Raw genomic sequence first — 23,715 nt, forward strand, 5'->3', positions numbered from 1 at the left:
AAGGGCTCCGGCACGGCCGGGCAGCGCCATCGCCGGTGCGCACCCCGGTTGCCCCGCCGGGACGCCGGCTCGGGCGCCTTGGGCAGGATACGTAATCCGCGCCGAGCGCACTACCGTCCGTCGAGACTACCGGTACGTTGACGAACGTCCCGACCGCCCCGACCCGGCCGGATTGCGACCCGCGCTGTCTCGCTCCGGCCATCCGGAAGGCTGGCCGGGGTGTCGCCGCCACGGCCTTCGTCCGTCTCGCCACCCGGCCACGCTCTTTCGGATGGATCACACCTTTTTGGCCGGTTCGTCTGGTGGGTACGGCAGCCGGTACCCGAGATCCGCCCGCCGCCACCCAAGCCGGGCGAGGAAAGTGCTCCGGAACGGGATTGGCGATCAGTGGCCGGAGGGAATACCTGCAGGCGAAGGAGGAGCCATGTCGCCCACGCAGATAGTCGTCACCGTCCTCGTCATCCTGCTCGTCGCCGCCATCGTCGCGGCCGTCGTCGTCGCGGCTCGCCGCCGCTCGCTGCGGCAGCGGTTCGGCCCCGAGTACGACCACGTGGTCGCCGAGCGGGACAGCCGCAGCGAAGCCGAGCGGGAACTGCGCGAGCGGGAACGCCGGCACGCCGAACTCCAGCTGGTTCCGCTCGCCCCCGAATCCCGCGCCCGGTACGCCGAGGCCTGGGAGGAACTCCAGGTCCGTTTCGTCGATTCCCCCGCCGAGACCGTCGGCCAGGCCGACGAACTGGTCACCCGACTCATCGCCGAACGCGGCTACCCCACGGGTGACTTCTCCGACCAGATCGCCCATCTCTCCGTCGAGCACGCCCGCACGCTCAGCCACTACCGGGACGCCCACGAGATCCACCTGCGCAACTCCCGGGGCGAGGCCAGTACCGAGGACCTCCGCCAGGCCGTCGTCCACTACCGCGCACTCTTCGCCGACCTGCTGGGCGACGAGCCGGTCGCGACCCGTACACCGGACGAGCCGACCGTGACCCGCACACCGGACGAGCCGGTCGCGACCCGTACGCCGGACGAGCCCGTCCGGACGCCGGAGCAGCGCCACGCCGACGCCACCCAGGACGCCACCAACCGCTGAGGAGACCACCATGCGGCAGCAAGAGCAGCAGCTCAACAACGACCACCCCGAGGCCGTCCGGTCCGCCCCGGTAGCGGTGCCACCGGTCGACGACCGGGACCTCGCCGACGACGTCGACGAGCCGACCGACCGCGACCGGTCGGAGACTGACGCCGACCGGGCCCGCCCGTGGGACGGCCGTCCCGGCGAAGACGGCGAGCGGCCCGAGTTCCACGAGCCCGCGCCCGTGCCGACGGCCTTCGGTGCGACCACCGTCGGCGGCGCGGTGGCCGCCTCGGCGCTGGCCAGTCCGCGTCCCGAGGACGAGCCCGCCCCCCGCGAGGAACGCACCGCGCAGCCCGGTGACGGCGCCCTCGACGGCGAGCGCGAGGGCCTGCGGGCCGACCCCGAGGCCGAGTTCGGCCGCCGGGACGAGCGGACGGAGCACGACGTCGACGCGACCGGTGACACCCGGGAGGTGGACGCGGACCTCAGCGGCGACGAGGTGGCAGCAGACGACCTGGACCGGCGCGCCGGTACGCCGGACGCCACCGAGGACGCATCGGAGCGGACCGCAGTAGTCGACCCGGTCGCGGCGGAGACGGCCGGCGGCGCCGGCTACGGCAGTGCCGCCCCGTCGATGGTGGACCCGGACACCCGGCCGGCGAGCGACGACACCTCCGACACCCCGGCGACCGTGCCGGCCGGTGCCGCGACCCTGTTCGACGAGACGACCGCGCAGGGCTTCCGGGACCGCTGGCGCGATGTCCAGCTGCGCTTCGTGGACGATCCGCGGGCCGCCGCCGGTGAGGCGCAGTCGCTTGTCGACGAGGCGATGCAGGCCCTCTCCGCTGCGCTGGCGGAGCACAAGAAGAAGCTCGGCGGCTGGCAGGAGGCCGGCTCGACCGACACCGAGCAGCTGCGGGTGGCCGTACGCGGGTACCGCGACTTCCTCGACCGGGTACTCGGGCGCTGATACCGCGCACACCAGGGCGGGCGTTCGGGAGCGGACGCCCGCCCTCGTCGTGCCGGCCGCAGGTTCGCCACCGCAGCCGATGGCCGGCCCGCTGCCGCTACCGGCGGCAGGCATGTCGAGCGGTCAGCCGGGTACGCGCAAGCAGCCGCGGAGACCGGCTGCGGACAGGAGGGCAGCAACGATGACGGATCGGGACCGGCAACGGCCGCTGGAGGAGCGCCCCGAGGTGGCCGCGGCGGTGGACGACGACACCGGCATTCCGGAGCTGATGGCCGAAGGTGGACCCGGCCGGAACAACCCGGCCTTCGCCGAGCCGGGCGAACAGCCCGACGGTGCTGGGACCGAGGACATCATCGGCGACCCGTACGCCGCCGGCACCGGGGCGACGGGGACCGGCACCGGTGCCGGCGGAGACAACATCCGTACCGGCGCGGAGCAGCCCTGGGACCCGGAGGACCTGGTGCTGGCCCGGGGCCAGGACCCGACACCGGAGAACATCGAGCGGGCCCGCCGTGACCTGACCGAAAACGGTCAAGCCGCAATCGAACGGACCGTCCCGTAAGGAAGGGCCCCTTATTAACGCCTGGTGTATAGGAAGGGCCCCTTCCTAACATCCGCCACGCGGCGCGGGCGCCACCGCAGCGCGGCGGGCGCCACCGCCACGCGGCGCGGGCGCCACCGCCACGCGGCGCGGGCGCCACCGCCACGCGGCGCGGGCGCCACCGCCACGCGGCGCGGGCGCCACCGCCACGCGGCGCGGGCGCCAGCGGTAGGCGGCGCGAGGGCCCTGGTCCGACCGGTGCGGTCGGACCAGGGGCCCGGGGAACCTGCCGCCGCAGTGCCTCACCTACTGTGGCGGCGGGTGTGCCTGGCTGTCAGGACAGCGGCGGGTAGGCGTTGCGCATCAGCTCGGCGAACTGCGCCGGGAACCAGGCGCCCGAGATCGGGGCGTCGGCCAGGGCACCGCTGCGGCTGTTGCCGTTGCGGTCGTTGCCGGTGTAGGTCGGGTCGCACATCCGGTCGAAGCCCTTGCCGTCGGTGTTGGGGATCTCGCGGCTGGAGCCGTCCGACTCACCCGGGGGCTTGATCCAGACGTACGCGTCGATGCCCGACGCCGGCGCGGCCTTCGGCCGCTCGCCCATACCCGCACCGGCCTGGTTGCACCAGTTGCCCTTGTGGATACGACGGTCCACCCGGCCGCCGTCCACGTAGGCGTCCACGCTGGTCGTCGGGCCGGCGGCGGTGGGCCGGTTCGGGCCACCCCAGCCGTTACGGGAGGTGTCGATAAGCATGCCGATGCCGCTGGGGAAGCCCTGCCGGACCAGTTCCTGACGGAACGCCTGAGCGAAGCTCTGCTCGTCGTTGTACTGGTTCCAGTCGATCCACTTCGCCTGGCGCACCGTCTGCCCGTTCACCGAGTCGGTGACCTTCGCGTACGGCTCGATCAGGGCGGAGTAGTTCGCCGTGTTGGTGATGAAGCCGTGCACGTTGTTCACGGTGCTACCGGAGGCGGTCGCGGCCTCCTTCAGGACCTGGGCGGTCGGGGTGAAGTTGCTGTCCCAGCCGAGCCAGCCGTGGTGCCCGGCGTCGACGTAGTTGTAGACGTTCGGGATCGCGCCCAGCTTGGCCAGGGCGTAGCCGACACCCTGCACGTAGGCCCCGTTGGCCTTCACCGTGTCGCACATCGCGGTGCCACCCGGGTTGTTCGAGGTGTTGGTGACCAGGTTCGGCAGCGAGTCGACCTCGATGACGTTGATGATCCGCAGGTTGCGGTACTTCGCGTCACCCTGAATCGCCGAGATCGGGTCGATGTACTCGGCCTTGTACCTCGGCAGCTCGTCGGCCTTCAGCTCACCGTTGGAGGCGAGCGCCGCGCAGTCGCGGCCGGGCAGGTTGTAGATGACGAACTGGATGTACTGCGCGTTCTGCCGCAGCGCCTCGTCCAGGTGGTCCCGAATGCCCATCGGGCCGTTGGACTGGCTGTCCTCGGTACCCTCGATCGCGGCGATCCGGTCGATCCAGACGGCGGTCGAGATGCTCGACACCCGGTTACCGCCGCTTACCGACTCGGCCTTGGCCTTCCACTCCGGGTTCACGTACCCCTGGGCGTTGACGTACGGGTTGTCCACCCGCTGGCCAGGAGGCGGCGGAGTCGTGGTGGGCGGCGGCGGCGCGGTCGTGGTGGGCGGCGGCGGGGCCGTGGTCGTGGGCGGCGGCGGCGCGGTCGTGGTGGGCGGCGGCGGGGCCGTGGTCGGGTTGGCACCGTTGCAGGCCACCCCGTTGATCGTGAACGCGGTGGGGCTCGGGTTGCTACCGCTCCAGCTGCCGTTGAACCCGATGTTCGTGCTGGCGCCGGTGGCGAGCGAGCCGTTGTAGGACTCGTTCTGCGCCGTCACGTTCCGGCCCGACTGGCTCCACCGAGCCGACCAGCCCTGCTGGACGCGCTGGTTGGCGTCCGGGAAGGTGAAGCCGAGGGTCCACCCGTTCAGCGGGTCGCCCACGTTCCTGATGGTGATGTTGGCGGTGAAGCCGCCCTGCCACTGGTTTGCGGAGTAGGTCACGCTGCACTGCGTAGCCGCGTGCGCCGCAGTGACCGGAATCGTCACCAACCCGCCCGCGACCAGCGCGCTCGCGCCGGCTAGCGCGACGGCCCGGCGTGGGCCGGACAGTTTTCTCCACACATTCATGCCACTGATCTCCTTGGGCGAGACCGGATCCGCGTACGGCCCGGCACGTGGCGCCAGGGCGTCCGTCCTGTATGGACTACCGCCGGTGCCAACGGGATTTTCGGAGACGCCCGACCCGGACGGGCGTTGGTGGTGGTGCGACGGCCGGACGTGCCGGCCGGTACGGCGAGTGGTCGTCCGGTCAACCCGGTGCCCTCGACCTCCGCCTGCGCGGTGTCAGCTCCCCAACCGCGTGCAGCGATTCTTGCATGGGAGCGCTTCCATGGCAATGGTTCGATATTTTCGAAACTCTACCGGACAAACGGCCCACCTCGCGCAGCCCGCGCACCGGGCGCAGCCATCCCACCGGACGCCACAGGCGCGACCAACAGCCCTTATGGCCGCAAGAGCGGACTAATACCAAAACACGAATCTTTCCCTGCATAAGTCATGAATCGGTCTAACGTCGGTTCTGGCTCGGTTGTTGCCGGCCGCAGGACAAACCAGGGATGGAGTGACGCAGGTCATGGCTAAGAAGATGCTTGGGAAGGTGGTAGCGGGGGCCGCCCTCGGCGGCGCCTCCCTGCTGGTGTTCGCGCCGGGGGTCGCGTACGCCGACGGCCAGCCACACGAGGATGAGGGCAAGGTCTTCGCCAAGCCGCACGCGGTCAAGCCCGGCGAAGAGGTCAAGCTGGTGGAGATCTGCGCGGAGCCGCAGGAGAACGCCTTCGTCTGGTCCAAGGTCACCGGCAAGGTCAAGCTCGAACCGGCCCGCGACGGCCATGAGCGGGGTGCGGACCGCAACAGCCGGGGCGAGGAGGACTCGTACGAGCACGGCAAGAGGGACTTCTACGAGCACCGGAAGGACTTCTACGAGCACGGCGAGGACGGCGCCTACGAGCACGGCAAGGGCGACCAGGGCTGGCCGGGCGAGGAGAAGGACTGGCAGGGCGACAAGGACTGGCAGGGCGACAAGGGCGAAGAAAAGGACTGGAAGGGGGAAGACAAGGACTGGCAGGGCGGCGAGGGCCGCGAGGAAGGCCACGGCCCCGAGGAAGGCCGCGGACCCGAGGAAGGCCGCGGACCCGAGGAAGGCCACGGCCCCGAGGAGGGCAAGGACGGCGCGAAGCCCGGCGAGGACGCCGCCAAGCCGAAGCCGAAGGACGGTGCCGGTGGCGGTGCCATGGCCGATGGCGACCGCGACTGGAGGGGCGAGGAGCACGGCCAGGACCCCGAGGGCCGCGACTACACCGAGCGCGAGAGCTACGAGCGCGGCGAGAAGTCGGGCTACGAGGGCGGCCGGTGGGCCGACGGTGGCTGGGAGGACGAGAAGTCCGGGGAGTACGGCGAGAGCGACCGCTGGGAGCACAAGAAGGACTTCGTCTACTACGGCGAGGCCCGGGTCGCCGAGCACGCCGAGCCCGGGACGTACAAGCTCAAGGGCTCCTGCGGCGAGGGCGAACTGGTAGTCCTGCCGCGCGGTGGCGTGCATGCCGGCGACGGCGGTGCCACCGGAGCCGACCGGGGCCTGGCCACCGCCGGGGTGAGCCTGGTCGGCGCGGCCGCCCTCGGTGGCCTCGTGCTGCTGCGCCGGCGTCGGGCCGATGAGTTCGCGGCCTGACCCGACGGCGAGACGGGCCGGCGGCCGTCACGGCAACCCGTGGCGCGCCGCCGGCGCCGCCGTCGTCGTCCTACTGGCCATGGTCGGCTCCGGACTGGTCGGCGCCGCACTGAACGGCACCGCACCGCCGCCGCAGCCGATCGCACACGCCGGGACCGGGCTGCCCGATCCCCGACCCGCCGACCCGAGGGCGCACGCCGAACCCGGCGACGCCGGGCAGGGCCCGCTGGGGCTGTCCCGCTCCGCCCCCGTCAAGATCAGCATCCCTCGCATCGGCGTCGACGCGGACATCATGTCGCTGGGCACCAACCCGGACGGCACGGTGCAGGTTCCCCCGCTACAGCAGGCCCTGCTCGCCGGCTGGTACGAGCCAGGACCGAGCCCGGGCGAAGTGGGCAACGCGGTGATCGTCGGACACGTCGACTCGGCCGCGATCGGACCGGCGGTCTTCTACTCCCTCGGTGCCCTGCAACCCGGTGACACCATCACGGTCAGCCGGCAGGACGGCAGCTCGGCGAGCTTCCGGGTCGACTCGGTCTCCGCCCACCCGAAGGACGACTTCCCCACCGAGCAGGTGTACGGCCCGAGCGACCGGCCCGGACTGCGGGTGATCACCTGCGGCGGCCAGTTCGACGAGGCGAGCGGCGACTACCCCGACAACGTGATCGTTTTCGCCTCGCTGCTCGACTGAGCGAACCCCCCACGACGGTGGCCCGGCGGCTTTGCCGCCGGGCCACCCGGCCGTCAACTGGCTGCGGAGGTGCGGACCAGGGTGCGGATCTGGCGAAGCAGGACCGACAGGGCCGCGAGGTCGGCGCGGGACTCGTCGAACTCGTCCATCGCCCGTTCGGCACGGTGGATCGAGGTCGCGTTCGACTGTTCCCACTGCTGCACCCGCTCCTGCGGCGGCAGGTCGACCGGCGTCGAGTCGAGCACCTCCGCAGTGAGCGCGGCCAGCGCGGCGTACAGGTCGTAGCGCAGCGCCATCCGGGCGAGGGTCTGCCAGCGGTCCTCGCGCGGCAACAGCGAGATCTTCGACAGCAGCGCGTCCACCCGGAACCGGTCCGAGAGTACGAAGTAGACCGAGGCCACCTCGCTCACGTCGCGCCCGGTCCCGGCGGCGGTCTCCACCACGTCGAGCAGACCGAAGCTGTACATCAGGCGGGTGCTCTGCTCGGCGAGCTCGCGGGGCAGACCGCGCTCGGTCATCGAGTCGATGTGCGCCGCGATGGCCGCCCGCTCGTCGCCGAAGAAGAGCGTCTCCAGGTCAGGTAGCAGCTGAGCCACGCCGGCACGCAGCCGATCGATCTCCGCCGGCACGTTCAGCGGCGAACGCCGGTTGGTCACCAGCCAGCGCACCGCCCGGTCGAGCAGCCGACGGGTGTCCAGGTAGACGTCGGTCTGCAACTGCGGGTCGACCTTGTTGTCCAGCGCCTCGACCGCGTCCCAGAGCTCACGCAGCCTGAACACGTCGCGGACCACCACGTACGCCCGGATCACGTCGGCCGCCGACGCGGCGGTCTCCTCCACCACCCGGAAGACGAACGAGATGCCGCCCCGGTTGATCGCCTCGTTGACCAGCACCGTGGTGACGATGTCACGGCGCAGCCGGTGCCGGCCCATCCGCTCGGCGAAGCGCTCGCGCATCGGCGTCGGGAAGTAGTTGGTCAGGACCTCGTTGGTCCACTCCTCGTCGGCCAGCCCCTCGCCGAGGATCTCCTTCTCCAACGCGATCTTCACGTACGCCAGCAGCACCGCGAACTCCGGCGCGGTCAGCCCGGCCTCGGCCCGTACCGCCAGTTCCTCGTCCGCGGGCAGCCCCTCAAGCGCCCGGTTCAGCGTCCCGGAACGCTCCAGCTCGATGATCATCCGGCGGTGCACCGGGAGCAACGAGGCGGCCTGGGCCTGCGAGTTGTTGATCGCCCGAGCCTGGTCGTAGTTGTCCCGCAGCACCAGCTCGGCGACCTCTTCGGTCATCTGGGCGAGCAGCTCGTCCCGTTCGGGGACGGTCAGTTCACCGTCGGCGACCGCGGTGTTCAGCAGGATCTTGATGTTCACCTCGTGGTCGGAGCAGTCCACCCCGGCCGCGTTGTCGATGAAGTCGGTGTACATCCGACCGCCCGACTGGGCGTACTCGATCCGGCCATGCTGGGTGAAGCCCAGGTTGCCACCCTCGCCTACCACCCGGCAGCGCAGGTGGCGGCCGTCCACCCGGATCGCGTCGTTGGACTTGTCACCCACCTGCGCGTTCGTCTCGCTGGACGCCTTCACGTACGTGCCGATGCCGCCGTTCCAGAACAGATCGACCGGCGCGGTCAGGATCGCCTTCATCAGCTCCTGCGGGCTCAACTGCTCGACCTCGTCGGGCAGTCCGAGTACCGCGCGGACCTGCGGCGACACCGGCACCGACTTGGCCGTACGCGAATAGACCCCGCCGCCGGCCGAGATCAGCTCGGCGTTGTAGTCCTCCCAGCTCGAACGGGGCAGCTCGAACAGCCGCTTCCGCTCGGCGTACGAGGTGGCCGCGTCCGGATCCGGGTCCAGGAAGATGTGCCGGTGGTCGAAGGCGCCCACCAGCCGGATGTGCTTCGACAGCAGCATGCCGTTGCCGAACACGTCACCGGACATGTCACCGACGCCGACCACGGTGAAGTCCTGGCTCTGGGTGTCGTGGCCCAGCTCGCGGAAGTGCCGCTTGACCGACTCCCAGGCGCCCCGGGCGGTGATGCCCATCTTCTTGTGGTCGTAGCCGGCCGAACCGCCGGAGGCGAAGGCGTCGCCCATCCAGAACTCGTGCGCGATGGAGATCTCGTTGGCGATGTCGGAGAAGCTCGCGGTGCCCTTGTCCGCCGCCACCACCATGTACGGGTCGTCGCCGTCGTGCCGGACCACGTCCTCGGGCGGCACGATCTCACCGGCCACGATGTTGTCGGTGACGTCGAGCAGGGCGCCGACGAACTGCTGGTAGCAGGCGACGGCCTCGTCCCGGTCACCGGGCTTCTGCTTGAGCACGAAGCCACCCTTGGCGCCCACCGGCACGATCACGGCGTTCTTCACCATCTGCGCCTTGACCAGGCCGAGCACCTCGGTACGGAAGTCCTCCCGCCGGTCGGACCAGCGCAGGCCACCCCGGGCCACCGGACCGAACCGCAGGTGTACGCCCTCGAACCGGGGCGAGTACACGAAGATCTCGAACTTCGGGCGGGGCGCCGGCAGCTCCGGGATCGCCTGCGGATCCAGCTTGAACGCCACGTACGGCTTGGGCCGTCCGCCGACCGGCTTCTGATAGAAGCTGGTCCGCAGGGTGGCCTGGATCAGCGACAGGTACGACCGCAGGATGCGGTCCTGGTCGAGGCTGGCCACGTCGTCCAGCGCGGCCTGCAACTCGTCGACCAGCTCGGCGCTGCGCTGCGCACGCTGTTCGTCGGTGAGCGACCCCGGCTGGAACCGCGCCTCGAAAAGCTGCACCAGCAGGGTGGCCAGGCGCGGGTACGCGATGAATGTCGACTCCATGTAGTCCTGGGAGAAGACGGTGCCGGTCTGGCGCAGGTACTTCGCGTACGCCCGCAGCACCACCACCTGCCGCCAGGTCAGCCCGGCGCGCAGCACCAGCTCGTTGAAGCCGTCCACTTCGGCCTCGGCCCGCCACGCCGCGGCGAAGGCGTTCTCCACGTGCGGACGTACCTCGGACAGTTCCTGGTGTCCCTCGGGCAGTTGCAGCCCGAAGTCGTACAGCCAGATCCGGCCGTCCACCCGTTCCACCTCGTACGGGTGCTCGTCGACCACCCGTACGCCGAGCGAGTGCAGCACCGGCAGCACCGCCGAGAGCATCATCGGCTCGCCGTACCGGTAGACCTTGAACCGGACGTCCATCGACTCGTCGACATCCGGGCCCCGGCCGCCGGCACGCGGCGTCAGCTGCTTGCGGAACAGGTGCATCTCCAGCTGGCCAGGCTCCTCCAGCAACTCCAGCTTGGCCAGGTCCTTCATCGCCTCGTACGGCGTGTGAGTGTCCTTGTAGCCCTCCGGGAAGGCGTCGGCGTACCGACCGAACAGGTGCTTGGCCTGCTCGTCGCCGAGCTTGCGCTCCAGCACCAGCCGGTAGTCGTCGTCCCAGAGCCGGGTGGCGTCGGCCAGCTCCTCGGCGAGCAGATCGGCATCGATGTCGCCGGGCGGCCGGGTCGGGTCGGTACGCACGATGAAGTGCACCCGGGCCAGCATCGACTCGGTCACCCTTGTGGTGTAGTCGACCCCGACGCCGTTCAGCTCACGGAGCAGGATGTCCTGCATGCGCAGCCGGTTCTGGGTGGTGAACCGGTCCCGGGGCAGGTAGATCAGGCAGGAGATGAACCGCCCGTACGCGTCCCGGCGCAGGAAGACCCGCAACTGCCGGCGCCCGGCCATCCGCAGTACGCCGATCACCGCGTGGTACAGGTCGTCGGTCTTGATCTGGAACAGCTCGTCGCGCGGGTACGTCTCCAGGATCTGCAACAGGTCCTTGCCGGAGTGGCTGCGCAGGCTCAGGCCCGACCGGTCCAGCACCTCGGCGACCTTGCGCCGGACCACCGGCAGCTCCTGCACGCTGGTCCGGTACGCGGCGGTGGAGAAGAGGCCGAGAAAACGCCGCTCCCCCACCACGTCGCCGTTGGCGTCGAAAATCTTGAAGCCGATGTAGTCCAGGTAGGCCGAGCGGTGCACGGTGGCCCGCGAGTTGGCCTTGGTGATGATCAGCAGGCGCTTCTCGGTGACCTTCTCGTGCGCCTCCGGCGTCATCGACGACAACGCGCGGGCCTCCGGCGAGTCCTGCCGCAGGATGCCCAACCCGGTGCCGAGCACCGCCTCCAGCGCCGGCCCACCCTGGGCCGAGTCCGGCACCAGCCGGTACTCCCGGTAGCCGAGGAAGGTGAAATGGTCGTGGGCGAGCCAGCGCAGCAGCTCCACCGAGTCGGTGATGTCCTTCTCCGGCACCGGCGGTCGGTTGTCGCCGGTCCGTGCGGTGGCCAACTCCTCGGCGAGCGCGAGGGCCCGCTGGCGCATCTTCGGCCAGTCCTCCACGGCCTCCCGCACGTCGGTGAGCACCCGCTGCAACTCCCGGCGCAGCCGGTCCCGTTCCTCCGGGTCGCGGACCGGGTCGATCTCGATGTGCATCCAGCTCTCGACCAGGTCACCGGAGATCGCATCGTCCGGCTCCACGTCGGCGGCCACCTCGACCAGCCGGCCCAGCGGCTCCCGGCGCACCACGACCAGCGGGTGCACCAGCAGGTGCACGTCCAGGTGGTGGGTGTTGAGCAGGGCGGTCACCGAGTCGACCAGGAAGGGCATGTCGTCGGTGACGATCTCTATGACGCTGTGGTGCTGTTCCGCGTCGGGTGAGTGGATCCGCAGCTTCAGCTCTCCCGGCACCCGCTGAAGGGCCAGCTCCCGGTGGGCCCGGGCGGCGTCGAGCATCTCCTCGGCGGTGAACCCGATCAGCTCCTCGTCCGGCGCGAACCGCCAGAACCGGCTGACCAGGGTCGCCGCGTCGTGGTCGTCGCCGGCCAGCGCCACCGCCTGGGCCACCAGCCGCTCGGCGTTCGGTACCGGCTCGTCGAGCTCGGCGTCCTCCACGTCGTCCGCCAGCGCATCCGGCGGCAGGCCCAGATCGTAGAGGGTGTCCATGCTCGAACCGGTCATGCCGGTCACTCCTGAGTCGAGCCGGCCGAAGCCGTCCCCGTCGGTCGCCGTGTCGAAGCTGTCGTCCCGGCCGGTATCAGCCTGCCGGAGGTCGGGTTCCGGTTTTATCGCCGGACGCCGGTCCATCGGTGCCACTCCCCTCGACCCACCGCGTTGTGGGTCACTCTGCCGCCAAGCCTAGGCCGACCGACCGGTTCCCACGTCGGCGGACCCCGGCCGGACTTCCGGTTCGAGACGGTCGTCCTTTCACCCGTTGCGGTACGAGGTTCGGCCGGCTCCGGAGTACTCGGCCGGCTCCGGAGTACCCCGCCTGATGTTGTTCATCACAACCCGCTGGCTCGTCTTTTCCCCCGTCGCGGGCCGACCGGGGCGATGCGGGGCGCCGACACGTACTAGCGTGCAAGTCACCCGACCAGGAGGAAACCACCCGATGCACCGGCCTCGTCACCCCCTGTCACGACTCGCCGCCGCCACCGTCGGTCTGCTGGCCTCGACCACCCTGGTCGCCTGCTCCGGCGAGGACGGCCCGCAGCGCAGCGTGGACGCCTTCCTGGCCGGCTGGCACTCGGGCGACCTGAACGCGGTCGGCTTCGTGGACCCGACCGGTGCCAAGATCGCGGCAGCGGACGTCGTGCGGGAGATCAAGACGCTCTCCGGCGAGCTTGTCGAAACGCCGCCCAAACTGACCCGGCAGGGCGACCCGAAGGTGGTCCAGAACACCGCCACCGCAACCATCCGGATCGAGTGGGCGCTGCCGGGCGAGACGAGCTGGGCGTACGACCGCCCGGTGCGGCTCGCTCAGGGCCGCGACGACGAGTGGCAGGTGATCTGGGAGCCCTCGCTCGTGCACGAACAGCTCACCAGCGGCGACCGGCTCGGCCTGCGGCGGGTGCCGGCCGCCCGGGCCGGCGTGCTCGACGGTGCCGGCGAGCAACTCGTCACGGCGCGCCCGGTGGTCCGGGTGGGCGTGCAGCCGAACCAGGTGACCGACCTCAAGGCGTTGACCCGCCAACTGGACAGCGCGTTCCGCGCGATCAAGCCGGCGATCACCCCACCGGTGGACCTGTCCGGCCTGGCCAAGCGGGTCGACGAGGCGCAACCGACCGCGTTCGTCGAGGTGGTAACCCTGCGCGACGAGGCGTACCGGCAGATCAAACCGCGGATCCACGGCCTGTCCGGCACGAAGTTCGTCACCGACGAGTTGGATCTCGCCCCGACCCGCGAGTTCGCCCGCGCGGTGCTCGGCACCGTCGACCCGGCCCAGGCCGACGACCTGGCCAAGTTCCCCGACCGCTACTCCCCCGGCGACATGGTGGGGCACGGCGGATTGCAGGGCCGGTGGGACGAGCGGCTGCGCGGCGTACCGGGGCTGAGCGTGATCATCAAGCGACCGAAGCAGGACGGGACCCTGGAGGCCACCGGCACCGAGGTGTTCCGCCGCGAGCCGCAGGCCGGCGAGCCGGTCCGGTCCACCCTCGACGTGGCCACCCAGAAAGCTGCCGACCAGGCCCTGCGCGGGGAACGCCGACGCTCCGCCCTGGTGGCCGTACGGATCAGCGACGGCGCGGTGCTCGCCGCCGCGAACGGTCCCGGCGCCGCCGGGGAGAACCTGGCCTTCACCGCGCAGGTGCCGCCGGGCTCCACCTTCAAGATGGTAAGTGCGCTCGGGCTGGTGGAGCGCGACGCCGTCACCCCGGACACCACTGTCGACTGCCCCAAGACCGCCACCGTGGACGGCCGCTCGTTCAAGAACTCCGACGACTTCGCCCTCGGCAAGGTGCCGTTCCGCACCATCTTCGCCAAGTCCTGCAACACCGCCTTCGCCACGCTGGCCCCGCAGCTCGGCCCCGACGGGCTCGCCGCCACCGGCCGGACGCTGGGGCTGGAGGGGCAGTGGCAGGTGGGCCTGGACGCCTTCACCGGCAAGGTCTCCGCGAACGGTGGCGCCACCGAGCAGGCCGCCGCCGCGATCGGGCAGGGCACCACCCTGGTCAGTCCGCTGGCCATGGCCGCGGCGACGGCGGCGGTGGCCAAGGGCGGTTTCATCCCGCCGAAGCTGATCCTCGACCCGGCTCCCGAGCCGGCGGCCGAGCCGGGCCCGGAGCTCAACCCCGAGGCGGTGGCGGCGGTACGGGCGATGATGCGCGAGGTGGTCACCAGCGGCACCGGCAGCGCCTTGCGGAACGTGCCGGGCGAGCCGGTGCACGGCAAGACCGGCACCGCCGAGTACGACGACAATCCGAAGAACACCCATGCCTGGTTCGTCGGTTGGCAGGGCGACATCGCGTTCGCGGTCTTCGTCGAGCAGGGCGGCTCCGGCAGCGGCACCGCCGCACCCATCGCCGCCCGTTTCCTGCGCGCCCTGTCCTGATCCGGCGGTTCAACCGGGACCGGCCGGTCCGGCCGCCAGCAAGAACCAGCTCAGGCGGTCAGGCCGCCGGGAGTGGACGCGGAACGGATCTCCTCGGCGGGGTCACCGGTGCCGCCCAGGCCCGACTCGTCGTCAACCGGATCGTGGCCGCCCAGTGCCGGGCTCCATTCGTCCGGGCTCGCCTGCACCGGCCGCTCCTGCTCGTCGAACCGCGACGGCTCCTCGAACGCCGGCGGCTCCTCGAACGCCGGCGGCTCCTCGAACGCCGGCGGCTCCTCGAACCTCGGTGGCTCGTCGAAGGTCGGCGGCGGGAGCAGTTCCGTCGGCACCTCGACGCCGACCGCGCCCGGTGTGACCGGCGGGCCGGTGCGGTCGGCGGGACGGCGGGGCGGCGGGGCGGCCCGGTCGGCGGTCTCGGGGCGCAGCCGGGGCGGCACCGAGCCGGGGGCGGTGACCGGGCGCAGACCGGCGACCACGGTGTTGACGATCTCGGCGGCGTACGCGCCGTCCGGGTCGTAGTCGGGGTCGAAGACGGTCAGCTCGACGCCGAGGCAGTGTGGGGTGTCCACCAGGCCGGCGAGCAGGATCTCCAGCTCGGCGAAGGCGATGCCGCCGGGGTCGGGGGCGTCGACCGCCGGCATCACCGCCGGGTCGAGCACGTCCACGTCGACGTGCACCCAGTAGCCGGCGCAGTCGGCGAGCTGCTCGTGCGCCCACTGCGCGGTGCGCGCCGCACCCTCGGCCCGCAGCGCCGGCACCGGTCTGGTGATGATCCCGGCGGCTTGCAGGTCGAGCCGGTACTCGTCCTGGGCGCGGATGCCGAGCACCACCACGTCGATGTCGCGGAAGTAGGGCCGCCGGCCCTCGATGGCCGCCAGGTCGGCCTGACCTCGGCCGGTGACCAGGGCGAGGTCCTCACCGGCCGCCGCGCCCACGTACGAGGCGTTGCCCGGGTGCCGGAAGTCGGAGTGGCCGTCGACGAAGACCAGCCCGATCCGGCCGCCGACCGCCTCGCCGAGCCGGTGCATGGCCAGCGCCGAGCCGAGCAGGATCGAACAGTCGCCGCCGAGGACCACGGGAAACTCGCTGCGGTCGATGATCTCGCCGATCCGGTCGGCCAGTGCCACCGAGTAGTCGGCGATCTCCCGCGCGTGGCACACCCCGTCGCCCGGCCGCCAGTCACCGGCGTCGTAGCGGGGCGGCGTCAGGCAGCCGGCGTCACGCGCCCGCAGCCGGGGCAGCAGACCCTGGTCGCGTAGGGCACCGGGGGCCTTCCCACAGCCCGGCACCGAGGTCGGCGTGGGTGGGCGCAGGCCGAGGTTGCTCGGCGCGTCGAGGACGGCGATCCGGCGCATCATGGGCTGCTGTCGTTCGCGACTGCGGGGCTCGCAAGCTCACTCCTCGGCGCACTCACCTGGGCTCCCGTCCTCGGTGTGTTCTGGGGCGGGCCGGCGGCGCTACGCCGGCCCGCGCTGGCGTGGCAGTGCTTTCAGAACAGGGCGCTGGCCAGGGCCCGGCGAGCCGAGGCGACCGCGGGATCCTCCGGGCCGGCGATGCTGAAGAGGCCGACGAGGTGCTGGCGTACCTTCTCCCGGTCGTCGCCCGCGGTGCGCCGGACCAACCCGACCAGCCGCTGGTACGCCTGCTCGGCCAGGCCACTGAGCACCTCGATGTCGGCCGCCAGCAGCTGGGCGTCGACATCGTCCGGCGCGGTCGCCGCGGCGGTGAGCGCCGCCTGCGGGTCGGTGCCGGCCACCCGGCGGGCCAGCCCGACCTGCGCCAGCCCGGCCTCCGCCGCGGCGTCCGCCGGGGTCTCCGCCAGAATCTTGCGGTACGCCTGCTCGGCCGCGTCCAGGTCGCCGCTCATCAGGGCGTCGTCCGCCTCGTTCAGGCGCGGGTCCTCGGGTGCCGCCACGGCCACCCCACCGGCCTTGAGCACGGCCTGGATCCACTGCCGCAGCTGCTGCTCGGGCACCACTCCGGAGAAGGCGTCGACCGGCTGCCCGCCGACCACCGCGTACACCATCGGGATGCCCTGCACCCGGAACATCTGCGCGAGCCGCGGATTGGCGTCCACATCGACCTTGGCGAGCACCCAGGCGCCGCCGCCCTCCACCGCCAGCCGCTCCAGCACCGGCGAGAGCTGCTTGCAGGGCTCGCACCACTCCGCCCAGAAGTCCACCACCACTGGTGTCGTCAGCGAGCGCTCCAGCACCTCGGACTGGAAGGTCGCTTCGGTCACGTCGATGACGGTGACGCCGCCGACGGCGCCGCCGGGCGCACCGGCGGGTGGACCCGCCTGTGCCGGGGCCGGGGCGGAACTGGGGGCAGGGCTGCGCAGCGCGCTGAGGTCGACCGCGCCGCGGGTGAAGATCGACGAGGTGATCCGTGGGTCGCTCATGGTTATCTAGTCTCGCACGCGATTTGCCGAACTCAGATCAACCGCGGCCCGCGCAGTTACGCCCGTCACCGCTGCCCAGCCGCCCTGATGGGGCGGATGTCAGAACCGCGCGGGCTCGCGGTAAACGCCCCATTCGGCGCGCAATGCGTCACAGATCTCGCCGAGGGTGGCCTCGGCCCGGACCGCGTCGAGCATCGCCGGGATCATGTTCTCCCCGGTCCGGCTGACCGCCACCATGGCCTCGATCGCAGCGCGTACCCGGGCGTCGTCGCGGCCGGCCTTCCGCTCGGCGAGCACCCGCCGCTGCTCCACCTCCACCTCGTGCGAGATGCGCAGGATCTCCAGATCCTTGGCGACCGTCCCGGTGTGGCAGTTGACCCCGACGATCTTCTTGTCGCCCTTCTCCAGCGCCTGCTGGTAGACGAACGCCGACTCGGCGATCTGGCCGGTGAACCAGCCGTCCTCGATGCCGCGCAGGATGCCTGCGGTCATCGGGCCGATGGCGTGCGGCCCCTCGCCGCCCAGCGCACGGATCCGGGCGAAGATCTCCTCCGCCTCGGCCTCGATCCGGTCGGTGAGCGCCTCGACGTACCACGAGCCGCCGAGCGGGTCGGCCACGTTTGTCACCCCGGTCTCCTCCATCAGCACCTGCTGGGTACGCAGGGCGATCTCGGCGGAGGAGTCGGTGGGCAGCGCGAGGGTCTCGTCGAGCGCGTTGGTGTGCAGCGAGTTGGTCCCGCCGAGCACCGCGGCGAGTGCCTCGACGGCGGTCCGGACCACGTTGTTCACCGGCTGCTGCGCGGTCAGCGACACCCCGGCGGTCTGCGTGTGGAACCGCAGCCAGAGGGCCTTCTCGCTGGTGGCGCCGTAGACGTCGCGCAGCCAGCGGGCCCAGATCCGGCGGGCGGCCCGGAACTTGGCGATCTCCTCGAAGAAGTCGACGTGCGAGTCGAAGAAGAAGCTCAGCCCGGGCGCGAAGACGTTGACGTCCAGGCCGCGCGACAACCCCAGCTCGACGTAGCCGAAGCCGTCGGCGAGGGTGTACGCCAACTCCTGCGCGGCGGTCGAGCCGGCCTCGCGGATGTGGTAGCCGGAGACCGAGAGCGGCTTGTAGCGCGGGATCTCGGCCGCGCAGTACGCCATCAGGTCGCCGATCAGGCGCAGGTGCGGCTCGGGGTCGAAGAGCCACTCCTTCTGCGCGATGTACTCCTTGAAGATGTCGGTCTGTAGGGTGCCGTCGAGGGTGGACAGGTCGGCGCCCTGCCGCTCGGCGGCGACCAGGTACATGCAGAACACCGGCACGGCCGGACCGGAGATGGTCATGCTGGTGGTGACGTCGGCCAGGTCGATGCCGTCGAAGAGCACCTCCATGTCGGCGGCGCTGTCCACCGCCACCCCGCAGTGCCCCACCTCGCCGAGCGACTGCGGGTCGTCGGAGTCGCGCCCCATCAGGGTGGGCATGTCGAAGGCGACCGAGAGGCCACCACCGCCGGCACCGAGGATCATCCGGTAGCGCTCGTTTGTCTGCCGGGCGTTGCCGAACCCGGCGAACTGCCGGATGGTCCAGGTCCGGCCACGGTAGCCGGTCGGGTGGAGACCTCGGGTGTAGGGGAACTCACCCGGCCAGCCGATCCGCTCGAAGCCCGGGTACGCGGCACCCTCCGGGGGCCCGTAGACCGGCTCCACGGGCATCCCGGAGAGCGTGGTGAAGTCGGCGTCCCGCTTCCGGGCGGCGTCGTACCGGGCCTGCCAGCGGGCCCGTCCGGCAGCGATCTCGTCGGCGTTCATCCCGGGGCTCCTCCTCGAGTCCTCGACTGACGTCGAGTCTAGAGCCCCACCTGAACGATCGCTAAGGAAGTTCGTACCGGGCGGTAACCGAGCTGGGTCGGCTCAGCCGGCCGGCCCGTCGATGGCCACGTCGTCGACCCGGATGTTGATCTCGTCGACCCGCAGCCCGTACGCCTCGACCGCCTGGGTCACCCCGGCCCGCACCGCCGTGGTCACCTCCGGCACCGGATGCCCGGCGTCGATCACGATCACCAGGTTGATCACCGCGCCACCGTTTGTGACATGGGCGGAGCAGCCGCGCCGGGCGTCACCCACCTGGTCCAGCCCGACCCGGTCGAGCACCGCGTTGAAGAACCGGGCGATGTCCCCACCCAGCTCGACCACGCCGGGCACGGCCTTCGCCGCAGCCACCGCGATCTTCTCCACCACCTCGTCCGAGATGTGCGTACGCCCACCCGCCACCGCGTCCGGCGTCATCGCCAACTCCTGCGTCATCTCGTGGTCCATGCTCTCCCCAGCGACCGTCACCCCACCCGCGCGGCTGCGCCGGCGGTGCGAGCGTAACCGCCAACGCCGGTCCGCAGTGGACGTCGGACCCGCTCAGAGCGAGGCGAGCAATGCGTCGGCGGCGGTGTACGGATCGGTGGCGCCAGTGGCCACCTCGGCGGCGAGCGCCGACAGCTGCGTACCGTCGCGCAGCGAGCCGATCCGAGCACGCAGCGCGCCGAGCGCGATCGCCTCGATCTCGGCGGCGGCCCGCGTCTCGCGGCGGCGGCGCAGCTCGTCGTGCTCCATCAGCCAGCCACGGTGCTTGTCGATCGCGGCGGCGACGTCGTCGATTCCCTCGCCCCGGACCGCCACCGCCCGCACCACCTGCGGACGCCACTGGCCCGGGCCGCGCTCGCCGAGGGCGATCATGCCCTGGATGTCCCGGACGGTGGCGTCGGCGCCGTCCCGGTCGGCCTTGTTGACCACGAAGATGTCCGCGATCTCCAGGATGCCGGCCTTCACCGCCTGGATCGCGTCGCCCATCCCGGGCGCCAGCAGCACCAGCGTGGTGTCGGCAAGCGAGGCCACCTCGACCTCGGCCTGCCCGACTCCGACGGTCTCCACAAGCACCACGTCGCAGCCGGCGCCCTCCAGCACCCGGACCGCCTGCGGGGTGGCCGCCGACAGTCCGCCGAGATGCCCCCGGCTGGACATCGAGCGGATGTAGACGCCCGGGTCGGTGGCGTGGTCCTGCATCCGCACCCGGTCACCGAGGATCGCCCCGCCGGTGAACGGGCTGGACGGGTCGATGGCCAGCACACCGACCCGGTGACCCCGCGCCCGCAGGGCGCGCACCAACTCGTTCGTGGTGGTCGACTTGCCCACGCCCGGCGAGCCGGTCAGGCCGACCACCTGGGCGTGACCGGTGTAGGGGGCGAGCGCGGCGGCGATCGCCGGCAGCGTCTCGTCGCCGGACTCGACCAGGGTGATCAGCCGGGCCACCGCGCGCGCGTCACCCTCGCGGGCCCGCGCCACAAGCATCGGTACGTCCCGGCTGCGCCGCACCGAACCGGTGGCCGCGCCCGGCCCGCCGCCGTCGGACCGGCTCATACTCCTCGCGGTCACTGACCACCCTCGGCGGGGGCGGGCACGTGGATGATCAGGGCGTCGCCCTGGCCACCGCCGCCGCAGAGCGCCGCCGCCCCGGTGCCACCGCCGCGCCGCTTGAGTTCCATCGCGAGGGTGAGCACCAACCGGGCACCGGACATGCCGATCGGGTGGCCCAGCGCGATCGCGCCGCCGTTGACGTTGACCTTGTCCGGGCTGACCCCGAGGTCACGCATGGACTGGATGCCGACCTGGGCGAACGCCTCGTTGATCTCGATCAGGTCGAGGTCGGAGACGCTCAGCCCACCCTTGCGCAGGGCGTGCTGGATGGCGTTGGACGGCTGCGAGTGCAGGGAATTGTCCGGTCCCGCGACGTTGCCGTGCGCCCCCACCTCGGCCAGCCAGGCCAGGCCGAGTTCCTTGGCCTTCGCCTTGCTCATCACGACCACCGCGGCGGCGCCGTCGGAGATCGGCGACGAGCTGCCGGCGGTGATGGTGCCGTCGGCGCTGAAGGCCGGGCGGAGCTTGGCCAGGGAATCGACGGTGGTGTCCGGCCGGATGCCCTCGTCCTCGCTGATCACCAGCGGGTCACCCTTGCGCTGCGGGATGACCACCGGGGTGATCTCGTCGGCGAAGTGACCGTTCTTCTGCGCGGCGGCGGCCCGCTGGTGGCTGGCCGCGGCGAACTCGTCCTGCTCCTGCCGGCTGATGCCACGGGCACTGCCGTGCCGCTCGGTGGACTCACCCATCGAGCAGCAGTCCCAGGCGTCACTCAGGCCGTCGAGCGCCATGTGGTCCTTGAGCGTCACGTCGCCGTACTTGTAGCCGCCACGCTGGCCGAGCAGCAGGTGCGGGGCGTTTGTCATCGACTCCATGCCGCCGGCCACCACGATGTCGAACTCGCCGGCCCGGATGAGCTGGTCGGCCAGGGCGATCGCGTCCAGGCCGGAGAGGCAGACCTTGTTGATCGTCAGGGCCGGTACCGACATCGGAATGCCCGCCGCCACCGCCGCCTGGCGCGCCGGGATCTGGCCGGCGCCGGCCTGTAGCACCTGCCCCATGATCACGTACTGCACCTGGTCCGGGGCGACCCCGGCCCGCTCCAGCGCCGCGGAGATGGCAATCCCACCCAGCTTGGTCGCCGGGAGGTCCTTGAGGTTGCCCAGCAGGCGGCCCATCGGGGTCCGCGCGCCGCTGACGATCACCGAAGCCATACCTGCCTCCGAGGGGGTGCCGACCTGTACGCCTTAACGACTATTCGGCCAGACTAACGTCATGCCTGAGAACTCCCCCGTCGAGCCTGCTGCCGACTATGTCACAGACATCGGCCTGCTCCGCATCGACCATGTCGGGATCGCGGTCGCGGACCTGGACGCCGCGATCGACTTCTATCAGCGGACGTTCGGCATGCGCTGTGTGCACACCGAGACCAACACCGAGCAGGGCGTACGCGAGGCGATGCTGGCGGTCGGGCCGACCGCCGAGGGCGGCTGCGTACAGCTGCTCGCCCCGCTGACCCCCGAGTCGACAATCGCGAAGTTCCTCGACCGCAACGGTCCGGGCGTACAGCAGGTCGCCTACACCGTGGCGGATCTCGACGTCGCCTGCACCGCGCTGCGTGCCCGCGGTCTCCGGCTGCTCTACGAGACACCGCGGCGGGGCACGGCCGGCTCGCGAATCAACTTCGTCCACCCCAAGGACGCCGGCGGCGTCCTCATCGAACTCGTCCAGCTGTAAGGAAGGGGCCCTTCCTAACGCCTCGTGCACTGTAAGGAAGGGGCCCTTCCTAACGCCTCGTGCATAGGAAGGGCCCCCTTTTAACAAGGCCCTGCTCGCCACGCTGCCCGGCTCCGACGCAGACTCCGCCGGGCACCGCGACAGCATCGACCGGGTTCTGCGGACGCTGGCCTGACGGCCGAGTCGGCGATGGCCATTCGGCGAACCCGATTGGCTTTCACTCACGCGACCGGACACCCATTCGTGGGATGGAGAACAATGGGCCGGGCCGGCGGCCCGCACTGTCCTATTCCACGTCACGCTCCGTGCCACCCTGCTCGCCCCGGAGCTGGCAAGATCGCCCCTCGACACGACCCCGCGACGGCTCGTCGTGTTGACCATGTAATGAGGACGGCCCGCTCTTGCGAAGCACCCCGGGGGGTCTGCCAGTATGTCCCAATGCCCCAGCAACCGTCCTCCCCTCTCGCGTTCTTCGATAACGCGAACTCGCAGCCCGATTTCACGGTTGGCCTGCGCGGATACAACACCGGTCAGGTCGACGACTTCATCGGCCGGCTGAACGCCGCGCTGAGCCAGGCCAACAAGGACCGCGCCGACGCCGAGCAGGCGCTCAACGACGCGCAGCGCCGGCTCCGGCAGTCCGAGCAGCGGCTCACCGCCCTGGAGCAGAAGCTCACCGACACCAGCAAGCAGCTGGAGGAGAACAGCCGGCCCACGCTGTCCGGCCTCGGCACCCGGGTGGAGCAGATCCTCCGGCTCGCCGAGGAGCAGGCCAACGACCACCGCAACGAGGCCAAGCGTGAGTCGGAGGGCATCCTCTCCGCCGCCCGCCTGGAGGCGCGGGAGATCACCGACAAGGCACGCGCCGAGGCTGCGGCGATGAAGGCCACCGCCGAGCGGGAGGCGGGCAACGTCCGCACCGCCGCCGAGCGGGAGGCCGCCGAGGTCCGGGTGCAGGCCCGCCGTGAGGCCGACACCCTGCGCGCCGACGCGGAGCGGGAGACGAAGCAGCTGCGCACGGTGACCGCACACGAGGTCGCCGAGCTGAAGTCCACGGTCGAGCGGGAGGTGGCCACCCTGCGGGCCACCGCCGAGCGGGAGATCACTCAGCAGCGGGCCAAGGCCGCCCGCGAGGCGGAGGAGAAGCGCGCCGAGGCGACCAAGCTGCTCACCGACGCCCGGGACAAGCGCGACAAGGACCTCCAGGCCCTTGAGCTTCAGCTCGCCGAGCGGCGGGAGAAGGCCGAGCGCGAGGAGTCGGAGCGGCACGCCGCCCAGGTGGCGCAGACCCAGAAGCTGGTCAACGAGGCCGAGCAGCGGGCCCGGGCCGCGCAGGAGCGGGCCAAGGAGATCGAGCAGCGCGCCGAGGCCCGTCGGGTCGAGTCGGAGCGCACCGCCACCGAGACCGTGGAAAAGGCCAAGGCGCTGGCCGACCGGACGTTGAACGAGGCCCGGGCCGAGTCCCAGCGCCTGCTCAACGAGGCCCGCACCGAGGCCGAGCTGACCACCCAGGCCGCTCGCCGCGAGGTCGAGGACCTCACCCGGCAGAAGGACGCCGTCACCTCCCAGCTCGGGCAGATGCTCTCCGGCCTGGCCGGCATCGTGCCGGGCGTGCCCAACTCGAACGCAGCCGCCGCGGAGAAGGCGCCGGCCAAGAAGGCGGATGACGCCGACGAGAAGGTGACTGCGGAAACCTCCAGCTGACCAGAACCCACCGGGGCATGATCCACGGCGCGGGGTGACACCGGTCGACCGGTGTCGCCCCGCGCCGCCCTGCCGTTGCCGACGGGCACGCCGACCTGATGATCGACCGC

Annotated in this window: 16 protein-coding genes; 8 read left to right on the forward strand and 8 right to left on the reverse strand. The window is 71.4% G+C overall.

Translation table 11 applies throughout. The features are described from left to right. The first annotated feature begins 424 nt into the window (after positions 1-424). From QQG74_RS26075 to QQG74_RS26085, 3 genes are all read left to right on the forward strand, one after another. Positions 425-1,093, forward strand: coding sequence for a hypothetical protein (locus QQG74_RS26075; RefSeq protein WP_341717329.1), 669 nt, complete (start codon positions 425-427; stop codon positions 1,091-1,093). Positions 1,094-1,103: 10 nt separating this feature from the next. Beyond that, entirely contained in the window at positions 1,104-2,048 is a 945-nt protein-coding gene (locus QQG74_RS26080) for a hypothetical protein (protein WP_341717330.1), read from the forward strand. A 181-nt stretch (positions 2,049-2,229) separates the two neighbouring features. Continuing rightward, entirely contained in the window at positions 2,230-2,610 is a 381-nt protein-coding gene (locus QQG74_RS26085) for a hypothetical protein (protein WP_341717331.1), read from the forward strand. Positions 2,611-2,923: 313 nt separating this feature from the next. Here the strand turns inward: QQG74_RS26085 and QQG74_RS26090 are convergent, their stop codons facing one another. Beyond that, entirely contained in the window at positions 2,924-4,735 is a 1,812-nt protein-coding gene (locus QQG74_RS26090) for a glycoside hydrolase family 6 protein (protein WP_341717332.1), read from the reverse strand. 505 nt (positions 4,736-5,240) lie between these two features. Here QQG74_RS26090 and QQG74_RS26095 point away from each other — a divergent pair. Further along, entirely contained in the window at positions 5,241-6,335 is a 1,095-nt protein-coding gene (locus QQG74_RS26095) for a hypothetical protein (protein ID WP_341717333.1), read from the forward strand. Next, a complete protein-coding gene (locus tag QQG74_RS26100) occupies positions 6,319-7,026 on the forward strand; it encodes a class F sortase (RefSeq protein WP_341717334.1) in 708 nt (235 codons plus the stop codon). The genes QQG74_RS26095 and QQG74_RS26100 overlap by 17 nt, the downstream gene beginning before the upstream one ends. Before the next feature lie 53 nt (positions 7,027-7,079). Here the strand turns inward: QQG74_RS26100 and QQG74_RS26105 are convergent, their stop codons facing one another. Then, a complete protein-coding gene (locus tag QQG74_RS26105; RefSeq protein WP_341717335.1) occupies positions 7,080-12,134 on the reverse strand; it encodes an NAD-glutamate dehydrogenase in 5,055 nt (1,684 codons plus the stop codon). A 304-nt stretch (positions 12,135-12,438) separates the two neighbouring features. Here QQG74_RS26105 and QQG74_RS26110 point away from each other — a divergent pair, with 304 nt between their 5' ends. Further along, positions 12,439-14,379 (forward strand): penicillin-binding transpeptidase domain-containing protein, encoded by a 1,941-nt coding sequence (locus QQG74_RS26110; protein WP_341717337.1) that lies wholly within the window; start codon positions 12,439-12,441, stop codon positions 14,377-14,379. A 50-nt stretch (positions 14,380-14,429) separates the two neighbouring features. Here QQG74_RS26110 and QQG74_RS26115 read toward each other — a convergent pair whose 3' ends face one another. The 6 genes from QQG74_RS26115 to QQG74_RS26140 all read right to left on the reverse strand — a co-directional run bounded on the left by QQG74_RS26115 (position 14,430) and on the right by QQG74_RS26140 (position 21,378). Further along, a complete protein-coding gene (locus tag QQG74_RS26115) occupies positions 14,430-15,737 on the reverse strand; it encodes an arginase family protein (protein ID WP_341717338.1) in 1,308 nt (435 codons plus the stop codon). A gap of 131 nt (positions 15,738-15,868) precedes the next feature. Further along, on the reverse strand, positions 15,869-16,780 hold the full coding sequence (locus QQG74_RS26120; RefSeq protein ID WP_341717339.1) for a tetratricopeptide repeat protein: 912 nt from the start codon (positions 16,778-16,780) through the stop codon (positions 15,869-15,871). 99 nt (positions 16,781-16,879) lie between these two features. Next, a complete protein-coding gene (locus tag QQG74_RS26125) occupies positions 16,880-18,568 on the reverse strand; it encodes a methylmalonyl-CoA mutase family protein (RefSeq protein WP_341717340.1) in 1,689 nt (562 codons plus the stop codon). Between the two features lie 102 nt (positions 18,569-18,670). Beyond that, positions 18,671-19,075, reverse strand: a complete 405-nt coding sequence (locus tag QQG74_RS26130; RefSeq protein WP_341717341.1) for an Asp23/Gls24 family envelope stress response protein — start codon at positions 19,073-19,075, stop codon at positions 18,671-18,673. A gap of 93 nt (positions 19,076-19,168) precedes the next feature. Beyond that, complete coding sequence (gene meaB / locus QQG74_RS26135) at positions 19,169-20,167, reverse strand: methylmalonyl Co-A mutase-associated GTPase MeaB (protein WP_341717342.1); 999 nt, start codon at positions 20,165-20,167, stop codon at positions 19,169-19,171. 11 nt (positions 20,168-20,178) lie between these two features. Beyond that, positions 20,179-21,378 (reverse strand): acetyl-CoA C-acetyltransferase, encoded by a 1,200-nt coding sequence (locus QQG74_RS26140; RefSeq protein ID WP_341717343.1) that lies wholly within the window; start codon positions 21,376-21,378, stop codon positions 20,179-20,181. A 61-nt stretch (positions 21,379-21,439) separates the two neighbouring features. On the opposite strand from QQG74_RS26140, the gene mce reads away from it, so the two are divergent. Together mce and QQG74_RS26150 are read left to right on the forward strand one after the other, a co-directional pair. Further along, on the forward strand, positions 21,440-21,901 hold the full coding sequence (gene mce, locus QQG74_RS26145; protein ID WP_341717344.1) for a methylmalonyl-CoA epimerase: 462 nt from the start codon (positions 21,440-21,442) through the stop codon (positions 21,899-21,901). A 438-nt stretch (positions 21,902-22,339) separates the two neighbouring features. Then, positions 22,340-23,605 carry a DivIVA domain-containing protein gene (locus tag QQG74_RS26150; RefSeq protein WP_341717345.1) on the forward strand — a complete coding sequence of 422 codons (1,266 nt, stop codon included), beginning with the start codon at positions 22,340-22,342 and terminating at the stop codon, positions 23,603-23,605. Positions 23,606-23,715 lie beyond the last annotated feature (110 nt).

The organism is Micromonospora sp. FIMYZ51, assembly GCF_038246755.1.
In the GTDB taxonomy this organism is placed as follows: Bacteria; Actinomycetota; Actinomycetes; order Mycobacteriales; family Micromonosporaceae; genus Micromonospora.